This window comes from Marichromatium sp. AB31 (assembly GCF_003718685.1).
GTDB lineage: Bacteria > Pseudomonadota > Gammaproteobacteria > Chromatiales > Chromatiaceae > Marichromatium > Marichromatium gracile.
In genome coordinates, this window is record NZ_RHFI01000004.1 from 84379 (window position 1) to 106208 (window position 21830).

The 21830-nt window shown below is 65.4% G+C and carries 19 protein-coding genes, 1 tRNA gene and 1 other RNA gene; 2 read left to right on the plus strand and 19 right to left on the minus strand.

Annotation, left to right across the window (positions count from 1 at the left end; translation table 11 throughout):
• Positions 1–17: 17 nt before the first annotated feature.
• The 12 genes from nuoI to tpiA all read right to left on the minus strand — a co-directional run bounded on the left by nuoI (position 18) and on the right by tpiA (position 10303).
• A complete protein-coding gene (gene nuoI, locus EBL84_RS05055) occupies positions 18–509 on the minus strand; it encodes an NADH-quinone oxidoreductase subunit NuoI (protein ID WP_005220216.1) in 492 nt (163 codons plus the stop codon).
• A 16-nt stretch (positions 510–525) separates the two neighbouring features.
• Positions 526–1560, minus strand: a complete 1035-nt coding sequence (gene nuoH / locus EBL84_RS05060) for an NADH-quinone oxidoreductase subunit NuoH (RefSeq protein ID WP_123139825.1) — start codon at positions 1558–1560, stop codon at positions 526–528.
• Between the two features lie 7 nt (positions 1561–1567).
• Positions 1568–3961: an NADH-quinone oxidoreductase subunit NuoG gene (nuoG, locus tag EBL84_RS05065; RefSeq protein ID WP_123139826.1), complete on the minus strand. Its 2394-nt coding sequence runs from the start codon at positions 3959–3961 to the stop codon at positions 1568–1570.
• Positions 3962–4142: 181 nt separating this feature from the next.
• Positions 4143–5426 carry an NADH-quinone oxidoreductase subunit NuoF gene (gene nuoF, locus EBL84_RS05070; RefSeq protein ID WP_190287888.1) on the minus strand — a complete coding sequence of 428 codons (1284 nt, stop codon included), beginning with the start codon at positions 5424–5426 and terminating at the stop codon, positions 4143–4145.
• A gap of 4 nt (positions 5427–5430) precedes the next feature.
• Positions 5431–5958, minus strand: coding sequence for an NAD(P)H-dependent oxidoreductase subunit E (gene nuoE, locus EBL84_RS05075; RefSeq protein WP_123139827.1), 528 nt, complete (start codon positions 5956–5958; stop codon positions 5431–5433).
• Positions 5958–7217 carry an NADH-quinone oxidoreductase subunit D gene (locus tag EBL84_RS05080; protein ID WP_123139828.1) on the minus strand — a complete coding sequence of 420 codons (1260 nt, stop codon included), beginning with the start codon at positions 7215–7217 and terminating at the stop codon, positions 5958–5960. The genes nuoE and EBL84_RS05080 overlap by 1 nt, the downstream gene beginning before the upstream one ends.
• Positions 7210–7920 carry an NADH-quinone oxidoreductase subunit C gene (locus EBL84_RS05085; protein WP_123139829.1) on the minus strand — a complete coding sequence of 237 codons (711 nt, stop codon included), beginning with the start codon at positions 7918–7920 and terminating at the stop codon, positions 7210–7212. Before EBL84_RS05085 ends, EBL84_RS05080 begins: the two co-directional genes overlap by 8 nt.
• A gap of 17 nt (positions 7921–7937) precedes the next feature.
• Positions 7938–8414 carry an NADH-quinone oxidoreductase subunit B family protein gene (locus tag EBL84_RS05090; protein WP_005220209.1) on the minus strand — a complete coding sequence of 159 codons (477 nt, stop codon included), beginning with the start codon at positions 8412–8414 and terminating at the stop codon, positions 7938–7940.
• Positions 8405–8761, minus strand: a complete 357-nt coding sequence (locus EBL84_RS05095) for an NADH-quinone oxidoreductase subunit A (protein WP_025275102.1) — start codon at positions 8759–8761, stop codon at positions 8405–8407. Before EBL84_RS05095 ends, EBL84_RS05090 begins: the two co-directional genes overlap by 10 nt.
• A 175-nt stretch (positions 8762–8936) precedes the next feature.
• A tRNA-Leu gene (locus tag EBL84_RS05100) sits at positions 8937–9021 on the minus strand.
• A gap of 8 nt (positions 9022–9029) precedes the next feature.
• Complete coding sequence (gene secG / locus EBL84_RS05105) at positions 9030–9518, minus strand: preprotein translocase subunit SecG (protein ID WP_123139830.1); 489 nt, start codon at positions 9516–9518, stop codon at positions 9030–9032.
• A 20-nt stretch (positions 9519–9538) separates the two neighbouring features.
• The gene (gene tpiA / locus EBL84_RS05110; RefSeq protein ID WP_123139831.1) at positions 9539–10303 is read right to left on the minus strand and encodes a triose-phosphate isomerase; all 765 of its coding nucleotides are present in this window, start codon (positions 10301–10303) and stop codon (positions 9539–9541) included.
• A 149-nt stretch (positions 10304–10452) separates the two neighbouring features.
• On the opposite strand from tpiA, the gene smpB reads away from it, so the two are divergent.
• Positions 10453–10932 carry an SsrA-binding protein SmpB gene (gene smpB / locus EBL84_RS05115; RefSeq protein WP_005220205.1) on the plus strand — a complete coding sequence of 160 codons (480 nt, stop codon included), beginning with the start codon at positions 10453–10455 and terminating at the stop codon, positions 10930–10932.
• A gap of 80 nt (positions 10933–11012) precedes the next feature.
• Positions 11013–11369: a transfer-messenger RNA gene (gene ssrA, locus EBL84_RS05120) on the plus strand.
• Positions 11370–11784: 415 nt separating this feature from the next.
• Here the strand turns inward: ssrA and EBL84_RS05125 are convergent.
• The 7 genes from EBL84_RS05125 to EBL84_RS05155 all read right to left on the minus strand — a co-directional run bounded on the left by EBL84_RS05125 (position 11785) and on the right by EBL84_RS05155 (position 21429).
• A complete protein-coding gene (locus EBL84_RS05125; RefSeq protein WP_223806956.1) occupies positions 11785–12795 on the minus strand; it encodes a Wadjet anti-phage system protein JetD domain-containing protein in 1011 nt (336 codons plus the stop codon).
• 5 nt (positions 12796–12800) lie between these two features.
• Positions 12801–17225, minus strand: a complete 4425-nt coding sequence (gene mukB / locus EBL84_RS05130; protein WP_123139833.1) for a chromosome partition protein MukB — start codon at positions 17223–17225, stop codon at positions 12801–12803.
• Positions 17222–17920: a chromosome partition protein MukE gene (locus EBL84_RS05135; RefSeq protein ID WP_062276806.1), complete on the minus strand. Its 699-nt coding sequence runs from the start codon at positions 17918–17920 to the stop codon at positions 17222–17224. The genes mukB and EBL84_RS05135 overlap by 4 nt, the downstream gene beginning before the upstream one ends.
• Before the next feature lie 2 nt (positions 17921–17922).
• The gene (locus EBL84_RS05140; protein ID WP_190287889.1) at positions 17923–19221 is read right to left on the minus strand and encodes a condensin subunit MukF; all 1299 of its coding nucleotides are present in this window, start codon (positions 19219–19221) and stop codon (positions 17923–17925) included.
• Positions 19221–19640 carry a hypothetical protein gene (locus EBL84_RS05145; RefSeq protein WP_123139835.1) on the minus strand — a complete coding sequence of 140 codons (420 nt, stop codon included), beginning with the start codon at positions 19638–19640 and terminating at the stop codon, positions 19221–19223. The genes EBL84_RS05140 and EBL84_RS05145 overlap by 1 nt, the downstream gene beginning before the upstream one ends.
• A 454-nt stretch (positions 19641–20094) precedes the next feature.
• Positions 20095–20643, minus strand: coding sequence for an HD domain-containing protein (locus tag EBL84_RS05150; RefSeq protein ID WP_190287890.1), 549 nt, complete (start codon positions 20641–20643; stop codon positions 20095–20097).
• A 366-nt stretch (positions 20644–21009) separates the two neighbouring features.
• A complete protein-coding gene (locus tag EBL84_RS05155) occupies positions 21010–21429 on the minus strand; it encodes a hypothetical protein (protein ID WP_123139836.1) in 420 nt (139 codons plus the stop codon).
• Positions 21430–21830 lie beyond the last annotated feature (401 nt).

Genomic DNA, 21830 nt, shown 5'->3' on the forward strand with positions numbered 1-21830 from the left:
ACGGCGCGTGATCCCGTTCATCGATAGGGCGCATCGGCCGCCCGCGCCGCGGCGATCTCGGACTCGTACTTGTCGCCGATCGCCAGCAGCTTGTCCTTGGTCATGATGTGCTCACCACGATTCTCGAAGTGATACTCGTAGACCCCGGTCTCGACGATCGAGTCGACCGGGCAGGACTCCTCGCAGAAGCCGCAATAGATGCACTTGAACAGATCGATGTCGTAGCGCGTGGTGCGCCGCGAGCCGTCCTCGCGCGGTTCGGCCTCGATGGTGATGGCCAGCGCCGGACAGACGGCCTCGCACAGCTTGCAGGCGATACAACGCTCCTCGCCGTTGGGATAGCGACGCAGCGCATGCAGCCCACGGAAGCGCGGCGAGATCGGCGCGCGCTCCTCCGGGTACTGAACCGTGAACTTGCGTTTGAACAGATAACCGCCGGTGACCCGCATCCCCCGGAACAGCTCGACCAGGAGCAGGCTCTGCACATACTCTCGCGCGTGTTTCAGCATCTTGCCTCCTCCACAATCACGCCGACCACCACGGCGGCAGCCGGTAGACCACCGCCAGCGCCACGACCAGGATCCACACGATCGTGATCGGGATGAACACCTTCCAGCCCAGGCGCATGATCTGGTCGTAGCGGTAGCGCGGGAAGGTCGCGCGCAGCCACAGGAACAGGAACATGAAGAAGCCGGTCTTCAACGCGAACCAGTGGAAGCCGTCGTCGAGCAGCGCCACCCCGTCGACCCAGGACTGCGGCAGCGGCGACAGCCAGCCGCCCATGAACAGCACCGCGGTCAGCGCCGAGATCAGGATCATGTTGGCGTACTCGGCGAGGAAGAAGACCGCAAAGGCCATCCCCGAGTACTCGACGTGGAAGCCGGCGACGATCTCCGACTCGCCCTCGGCGACGTCGAAGGGCGCGCGGTTGGTCTCGGCCACGCCCGAGATCAGATAGACCCCGAACAGCGGCAGCAGCGGCAGCCAGTACCAGGTGAACAGGTTACCCGCCTGGGCCTCGACGATGGCGCCGAGATTGAGGCTACCGGCGGCCACCAGCACCCCGACCAGGGCAAAGCCCATGGCGATCTCGTAGGCGACGATCTGCGCCGCCGAGCGCATCGCGCCGAGCAGCGCGTACTTGGAGTTGGAGGCCCAGCCGGCGATGATCACGCCGTAGACCCCGAGCGAGGTCAGCGCCAGCACATAGAGCAGCCCGGCGTTGATGTCCGAGAGCACCAGCCCGGCGTCGAAGGGGATCACCGCCCAGGCGGCCATCGCCGGGCCGATGGTGATCACCGGGGCCATCAGGAAGAGCGCCTTGTCGGCCTTGGAGGGGATCACCACCTCCTTGAGCAACAGCTTCAGCGCATCGGCGATCGGCTGCAGCAGGCCGCGCCAACCGACCCGGTTGGGGCCGATGCGGACCTGGATATAGCCGATCACCTTGCGCTCGGCATAGGTGTAGTAGGCCACCAGCAGCAGCAGCGGGACCAGGATGGCGGTGATCTTGAGCAGGATCTGGATCACCACCGGGAGGCTGTTCCACAGTTCGATCATAGTCGCATCATCCTCTCTGGGCGCCGGCGGCGGTGATCTCGATCGGGCCGATCTGCGCGCCGAGCCGCTCGCTGCCCGCGACCGCGGCCGGCACCCAGGCACACCCGGGGGCGAGCCGTGCATCGAGCCGCACCTCGCAGTCGAGCGTCCGGCCGCCCTGGGTCAGGGTCGCCTCGGCGCCCTCCTCCAGCCCCAGCGCGGCGGCCCGCTCCGGGTGCAGATAGAGCGCGAGGGCGGCGCGCGGCATGGCGGTGCGCTGCAGCGCCGGGGCGCGTCGCACCAGGGCGTCGAGCGCATAGATCGGCACCCCGCCGACCCGCGCCAGGGCGTCCGCAGGCAGGCGCTGCTCGAGCGTATCGAGCGGTGCGCGCGCGGCATTGTCGTGGACGATCTCGCCACAGTGTGCGGCAAGCTCCTCGCGGACCCCGGCCGCGCTGACATAGTCGAAGCCGCGCAGGTCGAGCAGGTTGCCGAGCACCCGCAGCACCTTCCAGCCCGGGCGTGCCTCGCCCGGGGGCGCCACCGCGCCCTGGAACGACTGCCAGGCGCCACTGGCGTTGACGAAGGTGCCCGAGGTCTCGGCGAAGGCGCCGATCGGCAGCAACACGTCGGCGCCCGCCTCCAGCGACGGCGAGCGGAAGGCCGAGCAGGCGACGACGAACTCGGCCTGCTCGCAGACGGCCATCGCCCGCGCCGGGTCGATCAGATCACGATCGGGCTCGACGCCCCACAGCACCAGGGTGCGCGGCGCCTCGGCGAGCATCGCATCGAGCGCACGCCCGGGCCGCTCCAGCGCGACGCCACCGGGGCCGACCTGGGGCAAGGCGCCGGCGAGATGGGCGCCGACGCTGTTGGCCGCCGCCGGCAGCCAGCCGAGCGCGCAACCGCTGGCCGTGGCGATGGTCTCGGCCAGGGCGCGGATCAGCGCGTAATCGGGATGGGCGACGGCGAGCGCGCCGAGCGCGACCAGACCGCCCTGCTCGGCCTCACCGGCGCGCAGCAGCTCGGCGAGCGCGCGCTGCGCCTCGTCGGGCTCGGCGGCGGCGATCAGCGCCGCGCCCGCGCCCTCTGGAGCGCAGTCGAGCGCCTTGGCGATCGCCGCCAGCGCCGCGGGCAAGGCCGCCGGATCGACCACCAGCTGGGTGGCGGCGTGATTGAGTTCGAGTTCGAGCGGATTGACGCAACCGACCCCGGCGCCGGCGAGCGCGGCCTTGCGGATGCGATGGGCGAGCAGCGGCTGCTCCTGGCGCAGGTCGCTGCCGATCACCAGGATCGCACGCCGGGTCTCGAGCTCGGCGATGGTGCAGCCGAGCCAGGGGCGCAGCGGCGCCACCGCGTCGTCGCGGAAGTCCTGCTGACGCAGTCGGCTGTCGATGTCGGCGACGCCGAGTCCACGCGCCACCCGCTGCGCGAGATAGAGCTCCTCGAGGGTGGCGTTGGGCGCCAGCCACCAACCGCTGGTGGCCGGATCGGCGGCCTTGAGCCGCTCGGCCACCAGGGTCATCGCCTCGCCCCAGGCCACCGCCTGCCAGGCGCCGTCGCGCTTGATCATCGGCTGGGTGAGCCGATCGGCGGCATGCAGGCCCTCGTAGCTGAAGCGGTCGCGGTCGGCGATCCAGGTCTCGTTGACCGTCTCGTTGTCGTTGGGGTGGACCCGCAGCACCTGGTCGCGACGCACGTGCAGGCGCAGGTTGGCGCCGACCCCGTCGTGCGGGGAGATGCTGTCGCGACCGGTCAGCTCCCAGGCGCGGGCCTGGAAGCGATAGGGCTTGGAGGTCAGGGCACCGACCGGACAGAGGTCGATGACATTGCCCGAGAGTTCGTGCTCCACGGCGACGGCGGTGAAGGTGCCGATGCGCATCGTCTCGCCGCGCCCGGTGGCGCCAAGCTCACGCACCCCGGCGATCTCGGCGCCGAAGCGCACGCAGCGGGTGCAGTGGATGCAGCGGGTCATCTCGGTGGCGATCAGCGGGCCGAGGTCCTCGTCCTCGACCACCCGCTTACGCTCGCTGTAGCGCGACACGTCACCGCCGTAGCCCATGGCCACGTCCTGCAGCTCGCACTCGCCGCCCTGATCGCAGATCGGACAGTCGAGCGGGTGATTGATCAGCAGGAACTCCATCGTGCCCTCCTGGGCATCGATGGCCTTGGGCGAGCGCGTCTGCACCTTCATCCCGTCACTGACCGGGGTCGCGCAGGCCGGCACCGGCTTGGGGAAGGGACGACCGCCGGCCTCGGCCTCGACCAGACACATCCGACAGTTCGCCGCAATGGACAGCTTCTTGTGATAGCAGAAGCGGGGAATGGTAATGCCCTCACGGTCGGCGACCGCGATGATCATCTCCCCCGGCGCTGCCTCACAGGCACGGCCGTCGATCTCGATGGTGATCTTGTCCGTCATTAAGGTCTCTCGATCGGCACCAGTGACGCGGCCTCCAGAGGGCCGCATTGAGACGCCCGAGGTGCACTCGCTACGGGGCGCCAGGATGTCCGCCGCGGCGGACACCGTCTGCTCATGGATTCACGGTCGGCGGCGACACGGGCCGCCGGCCGACAGAGGATGGCTCGAAGGACGCGGCCGCTCAGGCGACCATGCTGCGTCCGTGTTCGATCCGGTACGCGAACTCGTGCCGGTAGTGCTTGAGGAAGCTCTGCACCGGCATCGCCGCGGCATCGCCGAGGGCGCAGATGGTGCGCCCGCCGATCCGTCCGGCCACGCTCTCGAGCAGCTCCAGGTCCTCGGCGCGCCCCTGACCGTCGAGGATGCGCTTGAGCACCCGCGCCAGCCAGCCGGTGCCCTCGCGGCACGGGGTGCACTGACCGCAGGACTCATGCATGTAGAAGTGCGAGAGGTTGTGCAGCACGCGCACCATGCAGGTGCCCTCGGCGATCACGATCACCGCGCCAGAGCCGAGCATGGAGCCGGCCTTGGCGATGGAGTCGTAGTCCATGTCGGTCTGCATCATGATCTCGCCCGGCACCACCGGGACCGAGGAGCCGCCGGGGATCACCGCCTTGAGCGGGCGATCGTCGAGCACCCCGCCGGCCATCTCCAGGAGATCGCGGAAGGGGGTACCGAGCGGCACCTCGAAGTTGTTCGGGCGGTTGACATGGCCACTGACCGAGAACAGCTTGGGACCACCGTTGTTGGGCCGTCCCTGCTCGAGGAACCACTGCCCGCCACGCTCCAGGATCACCGGCACCGAGGCCAGCGATTCGGTGTTGTTGATGGTGGTCGGGCAACCGTAGAGACCCTGCTGGGCGGGGAACGGCGGCTTGTAGCGCGGCTGTCCCTTCTTGCCCTCGATCGACTCGAGCAGCGCGGTCTCCTCGCCACAGATGTAGGCGCCGGCGCCGCAATGGACATAGAGATCGAAGTCGACCCCGGAGCCGAGCAGGTCGCGCCCCAGCAGCCCGGCCTCATAGGCCTCGCCGAGCGCCTCCTCGAAGCGCGCGATCGGTTCGTAGAACTCGCCGCGGATGTAGTTGTAACCGACGGTGGCGCCGATGCAGTAGCCGGCGATGGCCATGCCCTCGATCACCTGGTGCGGGTTGTAGCGCAGGATGTCGCGGTCCTTGCAGGTGCCCGGCTCGCCCTCGTCGGAGTTGCAGACGATGTACTTCTGCCCCGGCGCGGTGCGCGGCATGAAGCTCCACTTCAGCCCGGTGGGGAAGCCCGCGCCACCGCGTCCGCGCAGGTTGGAGCGCTTGACCTCCTCGATCAGGTCATTGGGATCCGGGCGTTCGCGGAGGATGCGCTCCCACTGGACATAGCCGCCGACGCTGCGATAGGCCTCGAGGCTGTGCCGCGTCGCGGCCTCGAGGTGCATGGTGCGAAAGCATACGGTGTTCTGGTTCTCGACCATGGTCTCACTCCAGCCCGTCGATGAGTTCGTCGAGCGCCTCCGGCGAGAGGTTCTCGTGGTAGGTCTTGTCGACCAGCACCGCCGGCGCATGGCGGCAGGCCCCGAGACATTCGACTTCCTTGAGGGTGAAGCGACCATCGGCGGTGGTCTCGCCCGGCCCCACCCCGTACTTCTCACCGACGTGCTCGATCAGCGTCTCGGAGCCGCGCAACATGCAGGAGACGCTGTTGCAGACACAGACCTTGTGCCGTCCCTGGGGTTCGAGGTCGTACATGCCGTAGAAGGTGGCGACCTCGTAGACGGCGACCTCGGGCATGTCGAGATAGGCCGCCAGGTCGTCCATCAGCTCGCGGGTGAGCCAGCCACCGTTGGCGTCCTGCAGCAGGGTCAGTGCGGGCATCACCGCCGACTGCTGCCAGTCCTCGGGGTAGCGGGTCAGCAAGGCATCGATCGCCTCGCGCAGCTCTGCGGTGAACAGGGTCGACTTGTCGCGATCGTGCGCGACAGTGAGCGGTGTGGTACGAAAACTCATCAGCGATCGATCTCCCCGAAGACGATATCCAGCGTCCCGATGATGGCCACCACGTCGGCGATCATGTGACCGCGCGACATCTCGTCGAGGGCGGCCAGATGGGGGAAGCCGGGGGCGCGGATCTTCAGCCGGTAGGGCTTGTTGGCGCCGTCGGAGACGATGTAGCAGCCGAACTCGCCCTTGGGCGCCTCGACCGCGGCATAGACCTCGCCGGGCGGGGTGCAATAGCCCTCGCTGAAGAGCTTGAAGTGATGGATCAGGGCTTCCATGTCCGCCTTCATCCGCTCGCGCGAGGGCGCGATCACCTTGGCATCGTCGATGCGCACCGGACCGGGGTTGACGCGCAGCCAGTCGATGCACTGACGGATGATGCGGTTGGACTGGCGCATCTCCTCCATGCGCACCAGATAGCGATCGTAGCAGTCGCCGTTGATGCCGATCGGGATGTCGAAGTCGACCTTGTCGTAGGCGGCATAGGGCTGCTTCTTGCGCAGGTCCCAGGCGATCCCCGAGCCACGCAGCATCGGCCCGGTGAAACCGAGGGCCTGGGCGCGCTCGGGCGAGACCACGCCGATGCCGACGGTACGCTGCTTCCAGATGCGGTTGTCGGTGAGCAGGGTCTCGTACTCGTCGACGTGCTTGGGGAAGCGCTCGGTGAAGTCCTCGAGGAAGTCGAGCAGCGAGCCCTGGCGATTGGCGTTGCGCCGGGCCATCTCCTTGGCGCCGTGCCACTTGGAGCCGGCCTTGTCGAACTGCGGCATGCGCTCGGGGAGGTCGCGGTTGACCCCGCCCGGACGATAGTAGGTCGCGTGCATGCGCGCGCCGCTGACCGCCTCGTAGCAATCGAACAGGTCCTCGCGCTCGCGGAAGCAGTAGAGGAACACGCTCATCGCGCCGATATCGAGCGCATGCGCGGCCAACCACATCAGGTGGTTGAGGATGCGCGTGATCTCGTCGTACATGGTGCGGATGTACTGCGCGCGCTCCGGCACCTCGACCCCGAGCAGCTGCTCGATGGCGCGCACGTAGCCGTGCTCGTTGCACATCATCGAGACATAGTCGAGCCGGTCCATGTAACCGATGCTCTGGTTGTAGGGCTTGCTCTCGGCGAGCTTCTCGGTGGCGCGATGCAGCAGGCCGACGTGCGGATCGGCGCGCTGGATGACCTCACCGTCGAGTTCGAGCACCAGACGCAGCACGCCGTGGGCCGAGGGGTGCTGGGGACCGAAGTTGATGGTGTAGTTGCGAATCTCAGGCATCACCTGGCTCCTGGCTGGGATCGGACCCGGCGGGTGCCTCGCCACGGATCACGCGCGGCACCAGCACCCGCGGCTCGATCGAGACCGGCTCGTAGACCACACGGGCCTGCTCGGGGTCGTAGCGCATCTCGACCTGGCCGATCAGCGGGAAGTCCTTGCGGAAGGGATGCCCGACGAAGCCGTAGTCGGTGAGGATGCGACGCAGGTCGGGGTGACCGCGGAAGAGGATGCCGTAGAGGTCGAAGGCCTCGCGCTCGAACCAGTTGGCCGCCGGCCAGAGATCGACCACCGAGTCGACCATCGGCTGGGCGCCACCGGCATGGACCCGCAACCGCAACCGGCGGTTGTAGGCCAGCGAGAGCAGGTGGTAGGCCACCGCGAAGCGCTTGGGGTCGTCGAGTTCGAGTTCGGGATCGCGATCGACGCCGCGCCCGAAGCCGGTGAAGGAGGCCGTCTCGGTCTCCCACTCGGATTCGCCGTAGGCGGCGTAATCGACGCCGCAGACGTCGATCAGCTGCTCGAAGCGCAACGCCTCGTGGTCGCGCAGGGTCAGGCACACGTCGAGCAGACGCTCGGCGGGTACCACCAGGGTCAGCTCACCAAACTGCTCCAGCAGCTCACAGCCGTGTTCCGCGAACTGCTCGCGAAGAGTAGCGGCGAGCGCATCCAGCCTGGCGTTGCGGGTCAGGTGCTCTGTAGACATGGATTATGGAGACTGCTTCAGCGGGCGATGGTGTTCGTTCGGCGGATCTTGTTCTGCAGCTGCAGAATGCCGTAGAGCAGCGCCTCGGCGGTCGGCGGACAGCCGGGCACGTAGACATCCACCGGCACGATGCGATCGCAGCCGCGCACGACGGAATAGGCGTAATGATAGTAACCGCCACCATTGGCGCAGGAGCCCATGGAGATCACCCAGCGCGGCTCGGCCATCTGATCGTAGACCTTGCGCAACGCCGGGGCCATCTTGTTGACCAGGGTGCCGGCGACGATCATCACGTCGGATTGACGTGGACTCGGGCGGAAGATGATGCCGAAGCGGTCAAGGTCGTAACGCGCGGCGCCGGCGTGCATCATCTCGATCGCGCAGCAGGCCAGACCGAAGGTCATCGGCCACATCGAGCCGGTGCGCGCCCAGTTGATCAGCTTGTCGGCCGTCGTGGTGACGATGCCTTCTTCAAGAACCCCTTCTATTCCCATTCCAGTGCGCCCTTCTTCCACTCGTAGATGAAGCCGACCACCAGGATGCCGAGGAAGATCGCCATCGACCAGAAGGCGAACACCCCAAGGTCATCCAGTACGACCGCCCAGGGAAAGAGGAAGGCGATCTCCAGATCGAACAAGATAAAGAGGATTGCGACCAAGTAGTAACGGACGTCGAACTTCAGACGTGCGTTCTCGAAGGCCTCGAAGCCGCACTCGTAGGGGGAGTCCTTTTCCTGATCCGGTCGGCGCGGTCCCAACAGGTACCCGAGCCCGAGCGACCCGACACCCACCAGGATCCCCACGAGGATAAAGATCAGGATGGGCAAATAGTTCTCGAGCACCTTGACCCCCGTGTTTCATGGTTTGCTTATAAAGCCGGAAGATTGAGTCTAGTGCAGCGTCAACGACAGTGTCAACCCGGCGCTCAATCAAAAATATTAGGATTTTCAATCCCTTAGAATATCGATCCCGGCATAAAAAAACGGCATACCAGATACTGGTATGCCGTTTGCTGTTTGGTGCCGACGGCCAGACTCGAACTGGCACGGCTTTCGCCACTACCCCCTCAAGATAGCGTGTCTACCAATTTCACCACGTCGGCAATAAATTTTATTCGCTGTTACCGGTCTCGACAGATGCGTCATCTGCCTGCCCGTCAGCGTGTCCCACTACATTAGCAGAATTTTCGTCGTTGTCAACAGAAATTTCTGCTGCAGGCGCAGCGGGGATGTCGGAAGCGCCCGGAGCGGCGCTGTCACCGGCGTCCACGCCAGGGACCGAGGGCACGTCGGACGGCACCAGGGTTTCCGGCGCGGCCTCGATCAGCACGGCATCATCCATGTCTTCCATGAAGCCTTCCGGCTCGCTGACCTGGGTCGCGAAATAGGCCAGCGCCATGCTGGTCAGGAAGAACAGTGTCGCGAGGATCGCGGTCGCTCGCGTCAGGAAGGAACCTGACCCCTGCGAACCGAAGACGGTCTGCGATGCACCGCTTCCGAAAGCGGCTCCAGCGTCAGCGCCCTTGCCGTGCTGAATGAGGACCAAGCCTATCAGGCCCAACGACAGGAAGACCTGGACAATTGTCAAAATGGTTTGCATGCCTGACTCGTTACCCTGGGCTAACCTGCCGCGGCCTCTGCGGCGCGACAGATCGCGAGAAAATCATCAACGTCCAGCGACGCGCCGCCGATCAGTCCACCGTCGATATCCGGCTGCGCCAGCAGCTCGGCTGCGTTACCGGGCTTCATGCTGCCACCGTAGAGAATCCGCAGCTTCTGCGCAATACGCTGATCCGAGGCAGCAATTCTTGCGCGCACGAAGGCGTGGACCTGCTGCGCCTGTTCGGGAGTCGCGGTCTTGCCGGTACCGATCGCCCAGACCGGCTCGTAAGCGATGTCGAGCGCAGCGAAGACCTCGATGCCGGCAACCTGGAGCACGCCATCGAGTTGTGCGGCGATGACCGCCTCGGTCTCGCCGCGCTCGCGCTGCTCCAGCGTCTCGCCGATGCAGAGGATGGGACGCATCCCGCTGGCGATGACCGATTGCAGCTTGCGCGCAATCAGGGCGTCTGATTCGGCGTGATACTCACGGCGCTCGGAGTGCCCACAGATCACGTAGCGACAGTCGAACTCGGCCAGCATCGCTGCCGCGACCTCGCCGGTATAGGCACCAGCGGACTCGGCGCTGACGTCCTGGGCGCCGAGACGCACCACGCCATCGGCGAGTTCGGCCTCACCGAGCGCCAGATAGGGGAAAGGGGGACAGACCGCGACCTCGACCCCTTGGAGCGAGGCGGCTCCCGCTGATACACCGCCGAACAGCAGCTGCGCGTCGCGCTTGCTGCCGTTCATCTTCCAGTTCCCTGCAATCAGTGGCGCTCGCATGGCAAAGACTCCGTCCTGATCGAGCCGGGTAATCTACCCGCTTAGCCTATCCCTTGCAAGCCAAAGGGCGTGGATGTGCGTATCATGGGGGCTGGACAGGCGCTCGCCTCCCGTACCGCCCTACCTCGACTATCGATTACACTCGCGACATGGCTAAAGGAAAGAAGAACAAGACCGACGGCGGCTCGACCATCGCGCTCAACAAGAAGGCGAGCCACGACTACTTCATCGAGCAACGCCTTGAGGCGGGCTTGGCACTCGAGGGCTGGGAGGTCAAGAGCCTGCGCGCCGGGCGCATCCAGCTCAAGGAGAGCTACGTCAAGATCCTCCATGGCGAAGGCTACCTGATCGGCGCCCACATCTCGCCGCTGCAGACCGCCTCCACCCACATCAACCCCGACCCCACGCGATCGCGCAAGCTGCTGCTCAAGCGCCACGAACTCAACCGCCTGATCGGCCAGACCGAGCGCGCCGGCTTCACCCTGGTGCCCACGGCCATGTACTGGAAGCGCGGTCGCGCCAAGCTCGAGATCGGCCTCGGCAAGGGCAAGAAGCAACACGACAAGCGCACCACCGAGAAGGATCGTGACTGGCAACGCGAGAAGGAGCGGCTGTTCAAGGGCAACTGAGCCGCGGCGATCCGTGCCCCGCCCCGGCACACCGCACTTGCCGGGGAACCCCGGCTCTTCTATAGTGTCCTTTCACTTAAGGGGGCGACTGGCTTCGACGTGGGTCGCGAAACCTAAGGTGCATGCCGAGGTGCGGTTGACCTCGTAAAACCCTCCGCAAACTTATAGTTGCCAACGACGACAACTACGCTCTCGCTGCTTAATCCCAGCGGGCCTCTGACCGTCACTTGCCTGTGGGCGGCGGATTCCAGGGGTAACCTCACACAGGATCGTGGTGACGGGAGTCCGGACCTGATCCACTAAAACCTAACGGAATCGCCGACTGATCGCCCTGCCCTTCGGGCGGCAGAAGGCTAAAAACAATAGAGTGGGCTAAGCATGTAGGACCGAGGGCAGAGGGCTTGCGGACGCGGGTTCGATTCCCGCCGCCTCCACCAAGCAAGCAGCAAAGGCCAACCAGTCATGGTTGGCCTTTTTTGTTGCGCGGAGATCACATCGTTCACGAGCTGGCAGTGCTGCAGGTGCCCTCCCCCGCAGGCCTTGCTCACGAATCAGCGCCCACACGAGCCTCCCCGGCATCCAGGCCACAGGCACACCGTGCCGAACCATACCCGCAACGCCGTAGGCGTCCCGATATCGAGCGCGCGCTCGAGTATCGTGCTGAGCGGTGCCGGCTTGGTCCAGAGCGGTCGCTGCTGCTCCGGGGCGTCGACCTCGGCACAGCGCACCGAGGCATTCAGTTAGCGCTTGGGCAGATCCAGCGCACGGCCGATGAAGGTGACGCCATGACGCCTGGCAGACACCGCAACACCCCGATCAGGTCACGAGGCGCCGCTATAGCAGGCTGTCGCATTACGGCCCTTCAACGCTACCGAAACCGCATTGATCCCGGGCATCCAGGATCAGTGCCGAGTCCAGGGCCTCTGGAATACGCGGATCAAGGACGATACGCTCCTGCTCAAGCCATAGCCCGCGCGCAGCAAGCACACGCACCGGAGCCGGCGCGAAGTCGAGCTCGAGATCTTGGGGCCATGAGGCTTGGAGCCCACACACGTCTATGAGCTCAAACCAGAACTCGGGAAGAAACCACTTCAGGTTCGGTACGCGTTTGCGCAGGTGCAGCATGATGCGCACGCCATTCGGATCCAGGTCGCCGAAGTGCACAACGGGTATGCCCTGGATGCGATTGAGCATGTGACCAACGGTGGCAGTGTCCCAGCCGGGCACGTGGGCCAACAGCCAGCCCGGCGGTGGAGAGAGGTCACGCCACGCCCCCAGGTTCTCAACGAGGAGCACAGCGCGCATCTCGCCCTCGAAGGCCAAGCCATCCACCAAGGCTCGCTCCGGTATCGAGACCTCGCCCAGCACCGCCGCAATCCCGCCGAGGTCGATCACTCCGTTAACCGTTCGAGCCGACAGCCCAGCCGGCGGACGCAACCTGATAGCGCCATCATGCGAGGTATCGGTCCCGCCGAGCGCACCCCTTCGGCTTTCAGTGAGTGATGCCTTGGAATGCGAGGCCGTGAGAGAGGCTGCGGTTCGCCGGTTGATGCGATCCGGCAGCTCGGGCAGGGCGGCGGCGCGTTCGATATCGAGCAGCCGGCCATATCCCTCCGGTGTCGGCGGTAGCCCGGCGGCCACCAAGTCCACCAACACATCGCGCCATGCCGGCCAGACCCGGTCGATCAGGCCCGCAAGCTCTGCCCTGCGCTCCTCGACCATGCCGATCTCGTCGCGGCGACCTGTGGCCCGCGTCCAGGGAAGCTCAGCAAGGGCGTCGTACGCATCCAGCTGCGTGCGCCGGCGTTTGAGACTGCCACGTGAAAGCAGCTCCAACAACGCCAGGCGTGCGTTGTCGCTCACCCAGATCACACATGCGCCCTCGTTCTTCTCCCGCTGACGCACACCTTTTCGCGCCCGTCTGCATCGACACGCCGTACCAGGCGATAGGTTGTGTTGCCTTCCGCCCTGGCGACCTCTGGCGCAGCGATGAGCAGCTGCAGTTCGAGTGTCTGACACAGGTCAAAGAGAACGCCCAGGTTATCGTGGGAGAGCCGGTTGGCCTCGTCGAGAAACAAGAAGCGGAGCGACCCCTGTGCTCGCTTACCGCGCAACAGGGTGGCATTCCGCTCCCACTCGGTGAGCACGACCATCATCAGCACAGCGCCAACACCAATCGCCTCACCGGTGGAGAGACGGATGGGATTCGCAGCCTCCCAGTCAGGGGCAGCCGTACGACGGATCTCCACCTGCAGGTGGACGTACTCACGATAATCCAGCAGTCGCTGGCCACCCGAGCGCCCACCGCCGTAGCGTCGAAAGATCTCATCCAAGGCTTCCTCGATGGGCAGGTTTTCCTGGAACAGCAGTCCCTGCACAGCGCCATCACGCAGCGCCCGAAGCACCTGCTCCATCCGCCCCACTGACTGGACCTTCACCCGAACCCCTTCGATGCTGCCGAAGCTGACGCCGTTGAGGTTCTGGTTGAGACGGCTGACCTGGCCTCGAGCCTTGCGGATCTGCACGTCGATCCCACGAGCAACATCCTCGCTGGCGCCACGCAGATCCTTTTCCTGACGCGAAAGGCGCTCCTCGAGCCCTGTCAGTTGATCACGCAATCGCAGCAGCGCTTCTCGCGGGTCGTCCACTTCGGCCACCTGCGCCGGCAGCCGGCGACGCAACCAGTCGCGCACCGCCAGCCAGAGCTCTAGGTAGACGTCGGCAAACCCGATGCTTTCGCCCTCGGCGTTCTTGTCGACCTTGGCGAGCAGATCCTGTGCCCCGTGAGCGGCTCGTAGCCGCTCCACGAGCACAGCCCTCTGCTTGTGTGCCTCCTGCACGAGATTCACGTGTCCGCGGATCCCGCTGACATCGCTGGTTCCGGAGGTAACGACGCTGGCGAGTAGATTCCGCTCCACTACGGCCGCTCTCAGGCGCTCCCAGCGATCAAGAGCCGGCTCAGCCTCGCGGCGTTCGGCAGCAACCTTCTCCTCGGCCTCCCCGTACTCGCGAGCTGCTTGCGCCTGCTCGGCCTCACAACGCCCCTTGGTGGTGTTCAGCGCTGTGAGTTCCGCGGCAAGCGCCGTCGCCTCCTCTTCCAATCGCCGCATCGCCTCATGCGCGGTCGCGACGGCGGCTTCGGTGGGGTCGGGAATCTCCATTTCGTTGAAGCGCCGCTCCGCGGCCCGAAGTTGTTCGACGGCCGCCCGACGACGACCATCGGCGTCCTGCCAATTTGCTGTGGCGCTTTCGAACGCCTGCTCGGCGGCCTCGACCGCGGCACCCGCCTCGTTAAGCGCCTCTTCCGCCCGGTGCAGCTGTTCCTCAAGCGCCGGAATAAGCAACCGGTTCTCTTCGAGCTGCACAGGCGCGTCGTCCCAGCGCAGGGCCTCCGCGTTGACCGCGATAAATTCCATGGCCTCTATCGCGGCATCCAACCGGTCGCGTTCGTCCGAGAGTCGAGTCAGCTCGGTTTCGAGAATCGTAACCTCCACCTCCGACAACGGCGTTCGCCGCAGCGTGTCGAGCTTGCCCTCGACCACCCGGGCGGCTTGCCGACAACGCTGAATCTCAGCCTGCGCCGCTTGTGCGGCATCGTGGTCCCGCCCGAGGTCGTCTCGACGTTGCGCATGATCTGGGGGATCGAGCAACACGGCTGAACCAAGCAGACCGCGTAGCGCCTCAATACGCGGCGCAAGCTGGCGGGCCGCCTCCTGAAATCGGGTCACTGCAGCACGGTGGCTCTCTCGTTGCTCTTGAATCTCCGAGAGTTGACGACCAATCGCCGCCAGCTCCGGTGCCGGGTCGCCGGCCAGCCACACGCGCTGCTCCACAAGTAGGGCTTCACCATCCTCCGCCAGGCGCTCGAACCGGCGTCGCCCCACTCGTGTGTTCTCGAGCTGAGCATCCAGCGTATCAGCCACGGCACGCAGCTCCGCGGCACGCTTCTCACGCGCCTTCCGACCAAGGCGAGGACGCGTCGGGATCCGCGTGACGCGGATGGCCCGCGGCTCCGAGACGATGACATCGGTCGCCTCGCCGCTCTCGCGGACCGCGTCCGCACCGAGCCGTGCAACGTCCTCGTCGCGGCTGACAAGCCACACATCAGAGAGCGAGTCCGGGCGGCCATGGACCTGCTTGGCGGCTGTGACCGGATCATCAACGACAAGCGCCTGCACCAATGCCCCCAGCCTCGCTTCCACCACGGCAGCATCTTCAACAGACGCGTCCTCGAATACCCCGGCCAGGAGTTCAGCACCCAGGGTGTCTTTGAGTCGCAGCAGCTCCGTATCGAACGGCCCGCCAACGGCCAGGAGCTCTCGTGCCGCCGACTGGAGACTCTCTCGTCTCTCGACAAGCTCGGACTCACTCGCCTTTACTCGGGTGAGGTGCTGCCCTACCTGCTGGTGCGCAGCTTTAAGCTCCGGGAGTGACGTCAGAGGACACCCGAGTTCGTCCGCCAGACGCTGGGCGCGCAACGCGAGGGCGCGCCAGATCGGCTCGCGACCATCGAGCTCCTTTTGCCGCGCCAGCGCAACGTCCAGCGTTCGCTGACAGTCAGCTTGGTTTGCCTGAGCTTCGCGGGCTTGGTCGAGCAACCGCTCGCGCTCCAGCTCCGTCTGTTCAAGAGGCTCCGTGATCTCGATGCGGGCAGACCGCTGCCCCGAAAGGGAAATGCCCAGTTTTTCAGCCTGTTCCCTGGCCTTGGCTTGGCGGCTGGCGAACTTGCGGGCCTCGGCAAGTTCGGCGGCGATCGTGCTCAGACGCCCGGCCAGCGCCTCCAGATCCCGATAGCGGCGAAGTTGTTGGAGGGCCATCGAATGGGCGGTGTCCACTTCGACCGGCCCCTCTGCCATCAGTTCGAGTGCCTCAAGCGCGGCCCGGTGATCTCGCCTGTGCTGATCGGCATCAGCGAGCCGCTGCCTCGCGTCTCGGCGAGAGCGATCCACCTGATCGAGCGTGGCCCTGCTCTCCGCCACCCGAGCAGCGACAGTCCCGATCGCAAGCTCCTCTACTTCGAGTAGCCGCTCTACCTCACCCTTCCGACGGAGCACCTGCCTGTAGGCGCCGGCACGCCGGTGGAGTTCGTCGAGTCCACGCTGGAGGTCTGCGAGGCCCGCGCGGGCGCGCGAATCATCCTCCCGACAGCAATGCAGGCCTGCCCGGCATTGGCTTCGAGTTTGTTCTCGCGCCTTGCGTTGAGCCTCAGCAATCCGTGTATCGGCCTCGGACGAAGACAGCTCTTCGCGGCGTTGCTCGACTTCTTCAGCCGCCTGCAGCGCTCGATGAAGACGCTGAAGCCAATCCTCGGCAGCCTTGACCTCCGCCACGAGAGCCTCCTGGCGAGCTGCCTTTTTGCCGAGATCATCGTGAACGCGGGCGAGCTGATCCTTGGCCTCTGCAAGCCGTTCCCAGCCCTTGCGCCGAGCGTCCTCGGCCTCGGTCAAACGGCGCCGGAGTTCATCGGCACGCTCTCGGGTCGCGAAGAAGGCCGCGGCGAACATGGTCTGTCCAGCCTCGAACACCCCGCCGATCTCACGCTCGAGCTGCTGCGCCTCCTGGACCTCGGTGCGCGTGCGCTTGCATGCATCAAGGTTGGCCTTCATGCGCTGCAGGGTATCGGCCAGCCCGGTCTCTTCCTTTAACAGAAAGGAGCGCAGCTCCGAGGTCAGCGCCCGTGAGATACCGCCCGTCATGCTGGTACGCAGCATCTCGTTGAGCTTATTGCGTTCTTCGTCCGTGGCGAGGCGCAGCGGCATCACCCCCTGATCGAACAGGACGGCAAAGTAATCGCGCGCGGTACCGAAGACCTGCAAGCGTCCACCGAGACGTGCGGCGTTCTCACGCAGCTCGTTGAGTTCGGGAACCACGTCGTGGTCGCCCAGTGAGAGCAAGAACACGTCTTGCAGGCGGACACCCATGTCGAGACCCGAGATGATGAAAGGCGTTGGCTCGACGGATGGCTCGCCCTTCCGCTCCAGGTGCACGCCGGCAATGAGGCGCTGACCCGATGCCAGGGCGAACTCGATCGCCGAGTAGGCCGGCCGGCCAGACTCACCGAGGCGTCCCCAGATGCCTTTGTCACCGCCCGTCGCGCCGGTCTCCCCGAGATTCGTGAAACGCAGCCGGGACATATCCGGGAGGAGCACGACATAGGCCGCGATCATCACCGTTGTCTTACCAGCGCCATTGGCCCCCTCGAGGGCCGTCACATGCCGGTCGATGAGATAGCGCTCGTAGAAGACGCCTTTCCAGTTGGCGAGCACGAGCGCCCGGGCCCAAGTACGACTCATCCGCTCGCCTCCTCCTCGTCGTCCTCGACTCCATCACCGTCGCTGGCACCGTGCTCGCGCAATTCGTCAGTGTCACCAAGGCTGATCTCACCGCTCTGGACCAACCGTTCCAGCGCGGCTTGTCGGTCGCTCAGGTCGCGGACTGGTTCGGCGAATCGCATCAATGCTGGACGCAGGCGCAGCATCGCGTCGTCGACCGAATCGATGAACCCGAGGTCGGTGAGGCGCCGAAGGGCCTCGGTGACCTTGGTGCGAACGGTCTCGGCGGCTATCCGTTCGTCGAACTTCCTGCGCCGTGGATTCAGGATACGGACCAGCGCCTCCGTCCCCAATAACCCCGAGAGCCTCTGCAGGAGCGTCTCACGCTGAACCATGCCCCCGTGCTGCACGGTGGCGGGATCCAGGTACATCAGCGCGAGCGTTTGACCGACGAGCATCTCGCCAGCGCTCAGTTGGCGACGACCGAGTCGATCCCCCGAGGGCAGGAGGTAGAAATACCCGTCCGCCCGCTGTATCAGCTCACAGCCGAACCGCCGATAGAAGGGTTCGAGGTGGTCGAGGGCATCGACGAGATAGTCATAGGCCGTGCCGTCGTCGCGCCCGATGTGCCGCCCGCGGCGTAGCACGAGATCCACCTCGGGGAAATGCTCATCGCTGATGGCCTCTTCGAGGGACCGAAAGCTGGAGGCGCTCACCGTCACTCATCCTCCCTCGACAGCTCCCAGTCCTCCAGCTCCAGGCATGGCGCAACAGTACGCCACGGACGCTCGTAGGTGCTGCGTATCCGGACGATACGGACGAACACGTCGACCACGCGGCCGGTAACGGCGTAGCGAAGAGCCACAGGAAACCGGGGCAATACCCACTCGGTCACCTCGGCCAGGGATCGAGCGCCCTCGGCTAGCGCCCCTTCAACCAAAGTCTCGATGTCCAGGCCCGCCTCTTCAGGATCAACAAGATCGGGAGAGCCCTCGCGATCGGCGCGTGGCCTCATGACAGCTGGCCGCTCTACTCGCGACTCGAGCGGACGCAGCAGCCGGATCGACGGTGCCGCCGTCACGAGCAAGTGGAACGGTGTCGCCGGCCAGCCCGCGACCTGATCGCGCAGTCGCTGACTCAATGCACGGTCCGGGTCGAGGCGTACGACATCACGAAGATAACGATGAACGTATTGGTAATAGTCCGACCACGCGCGCTGCCGGGCGCCGCCCCAGGCGGCGATGCGATCGACGTGCTCGATGACGCGCTGCACCGCCTCTTCGGACTCGGTCTGTCCCGCCTCGGAAGCCGAGGACTGAATCTCTTGCAACAGCGCGACAAAGTGATGGGTGTCGCGGAGCAGGATCTCGTTGAGTTCTCGGAGCGTATCAGTGGTTGTGTCGAGCAACGACTGGCATCGTTCGACCGCGCCGAACCAATCCGCTTGCAGAAGGCCGGCCATCTCTCCCTGCACCTCTTCCTGTTGCGCATCGAGCCCGCGCTGACGGCGCTCGATGCCGCCGACAAGATCGCCAACGGTTACCCGCAATGGCGCCACCACTCGCTCCCGCCATGCATCGTCCGTATCGGCGCGTTTGGCCGCTGCAAGGATCTCGGCGAGCTGGGCCCGAAGCGTCCCCGTGAGCAAGGTCAAGCTCTCGCGAGTGAGTGCCTCATCGGCGAGGAAGTACTCGACGACTGCAGCGGCCAGGCGCGTCAGCGTGTACTCACCGGATCGAACGATGCCCGCGCCGTCCACCCGGGCCAGCATGCGCTGGTCACGGAGCCGCTGGATGGCGTGTGTTGCGCGCTTGCGTGGACGGTCCGCACCCGGATCCACCACATCGCACACCTGCTCGAACATGTCGATAAGCGCATCCTCCTCAAAAGACGCGAGTGACGCCCGGTCGGCCTGCAGGTAAAGGCCAGCGAGAAAGCACAGGTCGAGCGTCTTCAGGTCCAGATGGATCCGGTCACGTGCGAGTGCGGCAATGAGACGGCTCGGATCCGATGACATCAGTCGCTCCTGCCGACCGCTGCTGCGGTGATTGCTTGAGTCATGATGAATCGATAAACACGTGCAATCACATCAGCGAGGCTGACGGAACGAAATGCCATGTTCTCCAGAACACCGCTCCATGGACACTGCCTGCACTTGTCCCCGGCAAAGTCCGGCGCAAGAGCATCGAGCAGATCAGTCAGAATCGTCAGCATCACGCTGTTCGAAGGGCGCGGCCATTGTCCCAACCAGTCATCCTCGAAAGGAGACGGCTGGCTGATGAGCAACATGTCATGGCAGTCTTTCATCCGGTTGTTCGGGCAGCCAAACGCCACCATCACCTGAAACGTCTTTGCGATCAACGCCTCGCTGGCATCAGCACGCCGCCGAGGTGCCGAAAGATCCGCCGTATGCGGATCATCGATGATGATCCGCATACGGCTCCAACATCTCGCTGAAAGCGACATCTACTATAACCGCGATACCGGTACCATTGATCGACGCGCTCGTATACAACCGCAACCCACCGTACTCGGCCTACTCCTGGATCTGGTCGACACATACGGCGTTCGAATCGAAATCGATGCCATCCTCGACGTCTTTCTCGAATGAGCACGAATCGGTCAGAGAGGGCTCGCACGCCAGGGCAGTAAAGCAGGCATTCCAACCCATAGCGCACGGGCATCAGCTCAAGGAGCTGCGTCGTTTCTCGGGAGAGGCTCTACAGACGCGTCCGAACGGAAGCGCGGATATGTCTCGTCTTCTGAGGCATTGGCGCTCAGTGCACCGAGATACCGGCAAGCGCCCCACCCGCAACCAAGAGTGCAGCTGGATAAGGGCTGGCTTCGGCCGGCTGGAGCAGGCACTGGCGGCGCTGTCGTAGACACCGCTTCAGAGTTCGCGCCCCTGGGCATGGACCTGATCGAAGACCGCCTCGAGCGCGGCGTGGGTCCCGCGCAGGCCGTCGATCACCTGTCCGGCCCAGTCGAAATAGGCGCGCTGGCGCTCACGGCTCCAGTCCGGTGGGGGCGAGTCGAGGATGTCGCGCAGGTTGCAGATCTTGTCGGCGAGCTTGACCAAGCGGGCCTGCTCGGAGAGCTGCGGGGCGTGCTCGATCTGCAGCCGTTTACGCTCGTGCTGGGCCAGCGACCTGTCGTCGCTGACCTCGAGCACCACGGCGGTGACGGTATCCCCGAAGTGCTCGATCAGCTCGGCCTCGGTGGTGGCGGTGTCCTCGATGGTGTCGTGCAGCAGCGCAGCACAGAGCACCACGGGGTCAGTCACCCCGGCCTCGTCGATCAGCACCCGGGTCAGGGCGATCGGGTGGTTGATATAGGGCGAGGCACGCTCGTCCTTGCGGCGCTGGTCGCGGTGCTTGTCCGCGGCGAAATCGAGCGCGCGCACGAAGTCGGCCAGGGACTCATACTGCATCGTCGTCATCTTCTTCACTCCTCGGGGCCGCCACATCCCGGACGACGGCCTTGGCCAACGGAACGAGACGACAGGCACGGGGCACGCATGGACCCGCCGGGCACCGTCTCGCATCCAGAGCATCACGCCCCCGTCCATGGGCCTTGCAAGGCCACATGCGGCGATGATTGATGGAATCCTGCGACAAGGCGCGGGCGCTGTTCAACCCCGAATCACCGATGACAATCCCACGCCACGGCGATCACCAGAGCGGCATCCGCCAACGAGGTCAAGGGGTGATCCGGGTCGCAAGGCCGACCAAGGGTTCGACGGGGCGGCGACAGCGGAAGGAGGAGGAGCGGAGGCTGAACGACATGGCCGCGCTTGCGCGCGACGTCAAGGCACGGGTGTGTCCCGCCAGCCATTGAAGATCAGAGTTCCGGTGGTGTCTGACTCCAGGTTGATCGACTGCTCGAAGGAGCGCGACAGCGTCCGGGCACGAATCCGGTAACGCCCTTCCGGCAGGCGCAGCAGCAGCCAGGGCCCGGGGGAATGCAGCGACACCAGCGACCCGCCATCGGCGCCGAGGATCTCGACCGCGACGTCGCCGAGATAGCGACCGTCGTGCAGCGCGAACTCGAGCTTGAGGTTGTAGTCGATGCCGAGGCGTGTATCGAGATAACGACGTTCGTCGAGTCCGACCCCACCGCTCACATAACCGATGCCCTGGCGCTCTCCCGGTGTCAGCAGCAGTCCATCCTGGGCCAGGACATCGGTCAGACCGAGCAGCGCCGTCAGCGACAGCGCCCCCATCATCACACGCCATCCGTGCACCAACCATTGCAAGCTCATCGGTCGATGTACTCCCGCAGGAGACAAAACGCGCACGTCATCAGCCATGCCAACGCAGCCGACCGCCGGAACGGGCGAAACTGCTGGCGATCAGTGTCTCCCATGGCGAGGCATCTCCACCCAACAGACAGAGCGCGGCCCGTGTCTGTACCGACAGACGCCAGCGCCCCGCCCGGGTCGCGGCGAGCCAGGCCCGGGCGAGTTCGCACCCCAGCTCATCACCATCGGGCGGCTTGCGTAGGCCCGCGCGACGCTGCAGGGGCAACGCGGATGGCGAACGCGAGCCATGTCTCCAACGGACGCCGGACGATGCCTGGGTACATCTCCAGCAACGAAAGACACAGGGTGCAGCGGGGGGTGCGTCG

What these genes read in the sequence shown, in the direction of transcription:
- nuoI (WP_005220216.1), bottom strand. Translation starts at nt 509, where the DNA reads ATGCTGAAACACGCGCGAGAGTATGTGCAGAGCCTGCTCCTGGTCGAG.
- nuoH (WP_123139825.1), bottom strand. Translation starts at nt 1,560, where the DNA reads ATGATCGAACTGTGGAACAGCCTCCCGGTGGTGATCCAGATCCTGCTC.
- nuoG (WP_123139826.1), bottom strand. Translation starts at nt 3,961, where the DNA reads ATGACGGACAAGATCACCATCGAGATCGACGGCCGTGCCTGTGAGGCA.
- nuoF (WP_190287888.1), bottom strand. Translation starts at nt 5,426, where the DNA reads ATGGTCGAGAACCAGAACACCGTATGCTTTCGCACCATGCACCTCGAG.
- nuoE (WP_123139827.1), bottom strand. Translation starts at nt 5,958, where the DNA reads ATGAGTTTTCGTACCACACCGCTCACTGTCGCGCACGATCGCGACAAG.
- EBL84_RS05080 (WP_123139828.1), bottom strand. Translation starts at nt 7,217, where the DNA reads ATGCCTGAGATTCGCAACTACACCATCAACTTCGGTCCCCAGCACCCC.
- EBL84_RS05085 (WP_123139829.1), bottom strand. Translation starts at nt 7,920, where the DNA reads ATGTCTACAGAGCACCTGACCCGCAACGCCAGGCTGGATGCGCTCGCC.
- EBL84_RS05090 (WP_005220209.1), bottom strand. Translation starts at nt 8,414, where the DNA reads ATGGGAATAGAAGGGGTTCTTGAAGAAGGCATCGTCACCACGACGGCC.
- secG (WP_123139830.1), bottom strand. Translation starts at nt 9,518, where the DNA reads ATGCAAACCATTTTGACAATTGTCCAGGTCTTCCTGTCGTTGGGCCTG.
- tpiA (WP_123139831.1), bottom strand. Translation starts at nt 10,303, where the DNA reads ATGCGAGCGCCACTGATTGCAGGGAACTGGAAGATGAACGGCAGCAAG.
- smpB (WP_005220205.1), top strand. Translation starts at nt 10,453, where the DNA reads ATGGCTAAAGGAAAGAAGAACAAGACCGACGGCGGCTCGACCATCGCG.
- mukB (WP_123139833.1), bottom strand. Translation starts at nt 17,225, where the DNA reads ATGAGTCGTACTTGGGCCCGGGCGCTCGTGCTCGCCAACTGGAAAGGC.
- EBL84_RS05140 (WP_190287889.1), bottom strand. Translation starts at nt 19,221, where the DNA reads ATGTCATCGGATCCGAGCCGTCTCATTGCCGCACTCGCACGTGACCGG.
- EBL84_RS05145 (WP_123139835.1), bottom strand. Translation starts at nt 19,640, where the DNA reads ATGCGGATCATCATCGATGATCCGCATACGGCGGATCTTTCGGCACCT.
- EBL84_RS05150 (WP_190287890.1), bottom strand. Translation starts at nt 20,643, where the DNA reads ATGACGACGATGCAGTATGAGTCCCTGGCCGACTTCGTGCGCGCGCTC.
- EBL84_RS05155 (WP_123139836.1), bottom strand. Translation starts at nt 21,429, where the DNA reads ATGATGGGGGCGCTGTCGCTGACGGCGCTGCTCGGTCTGACCGATGTC.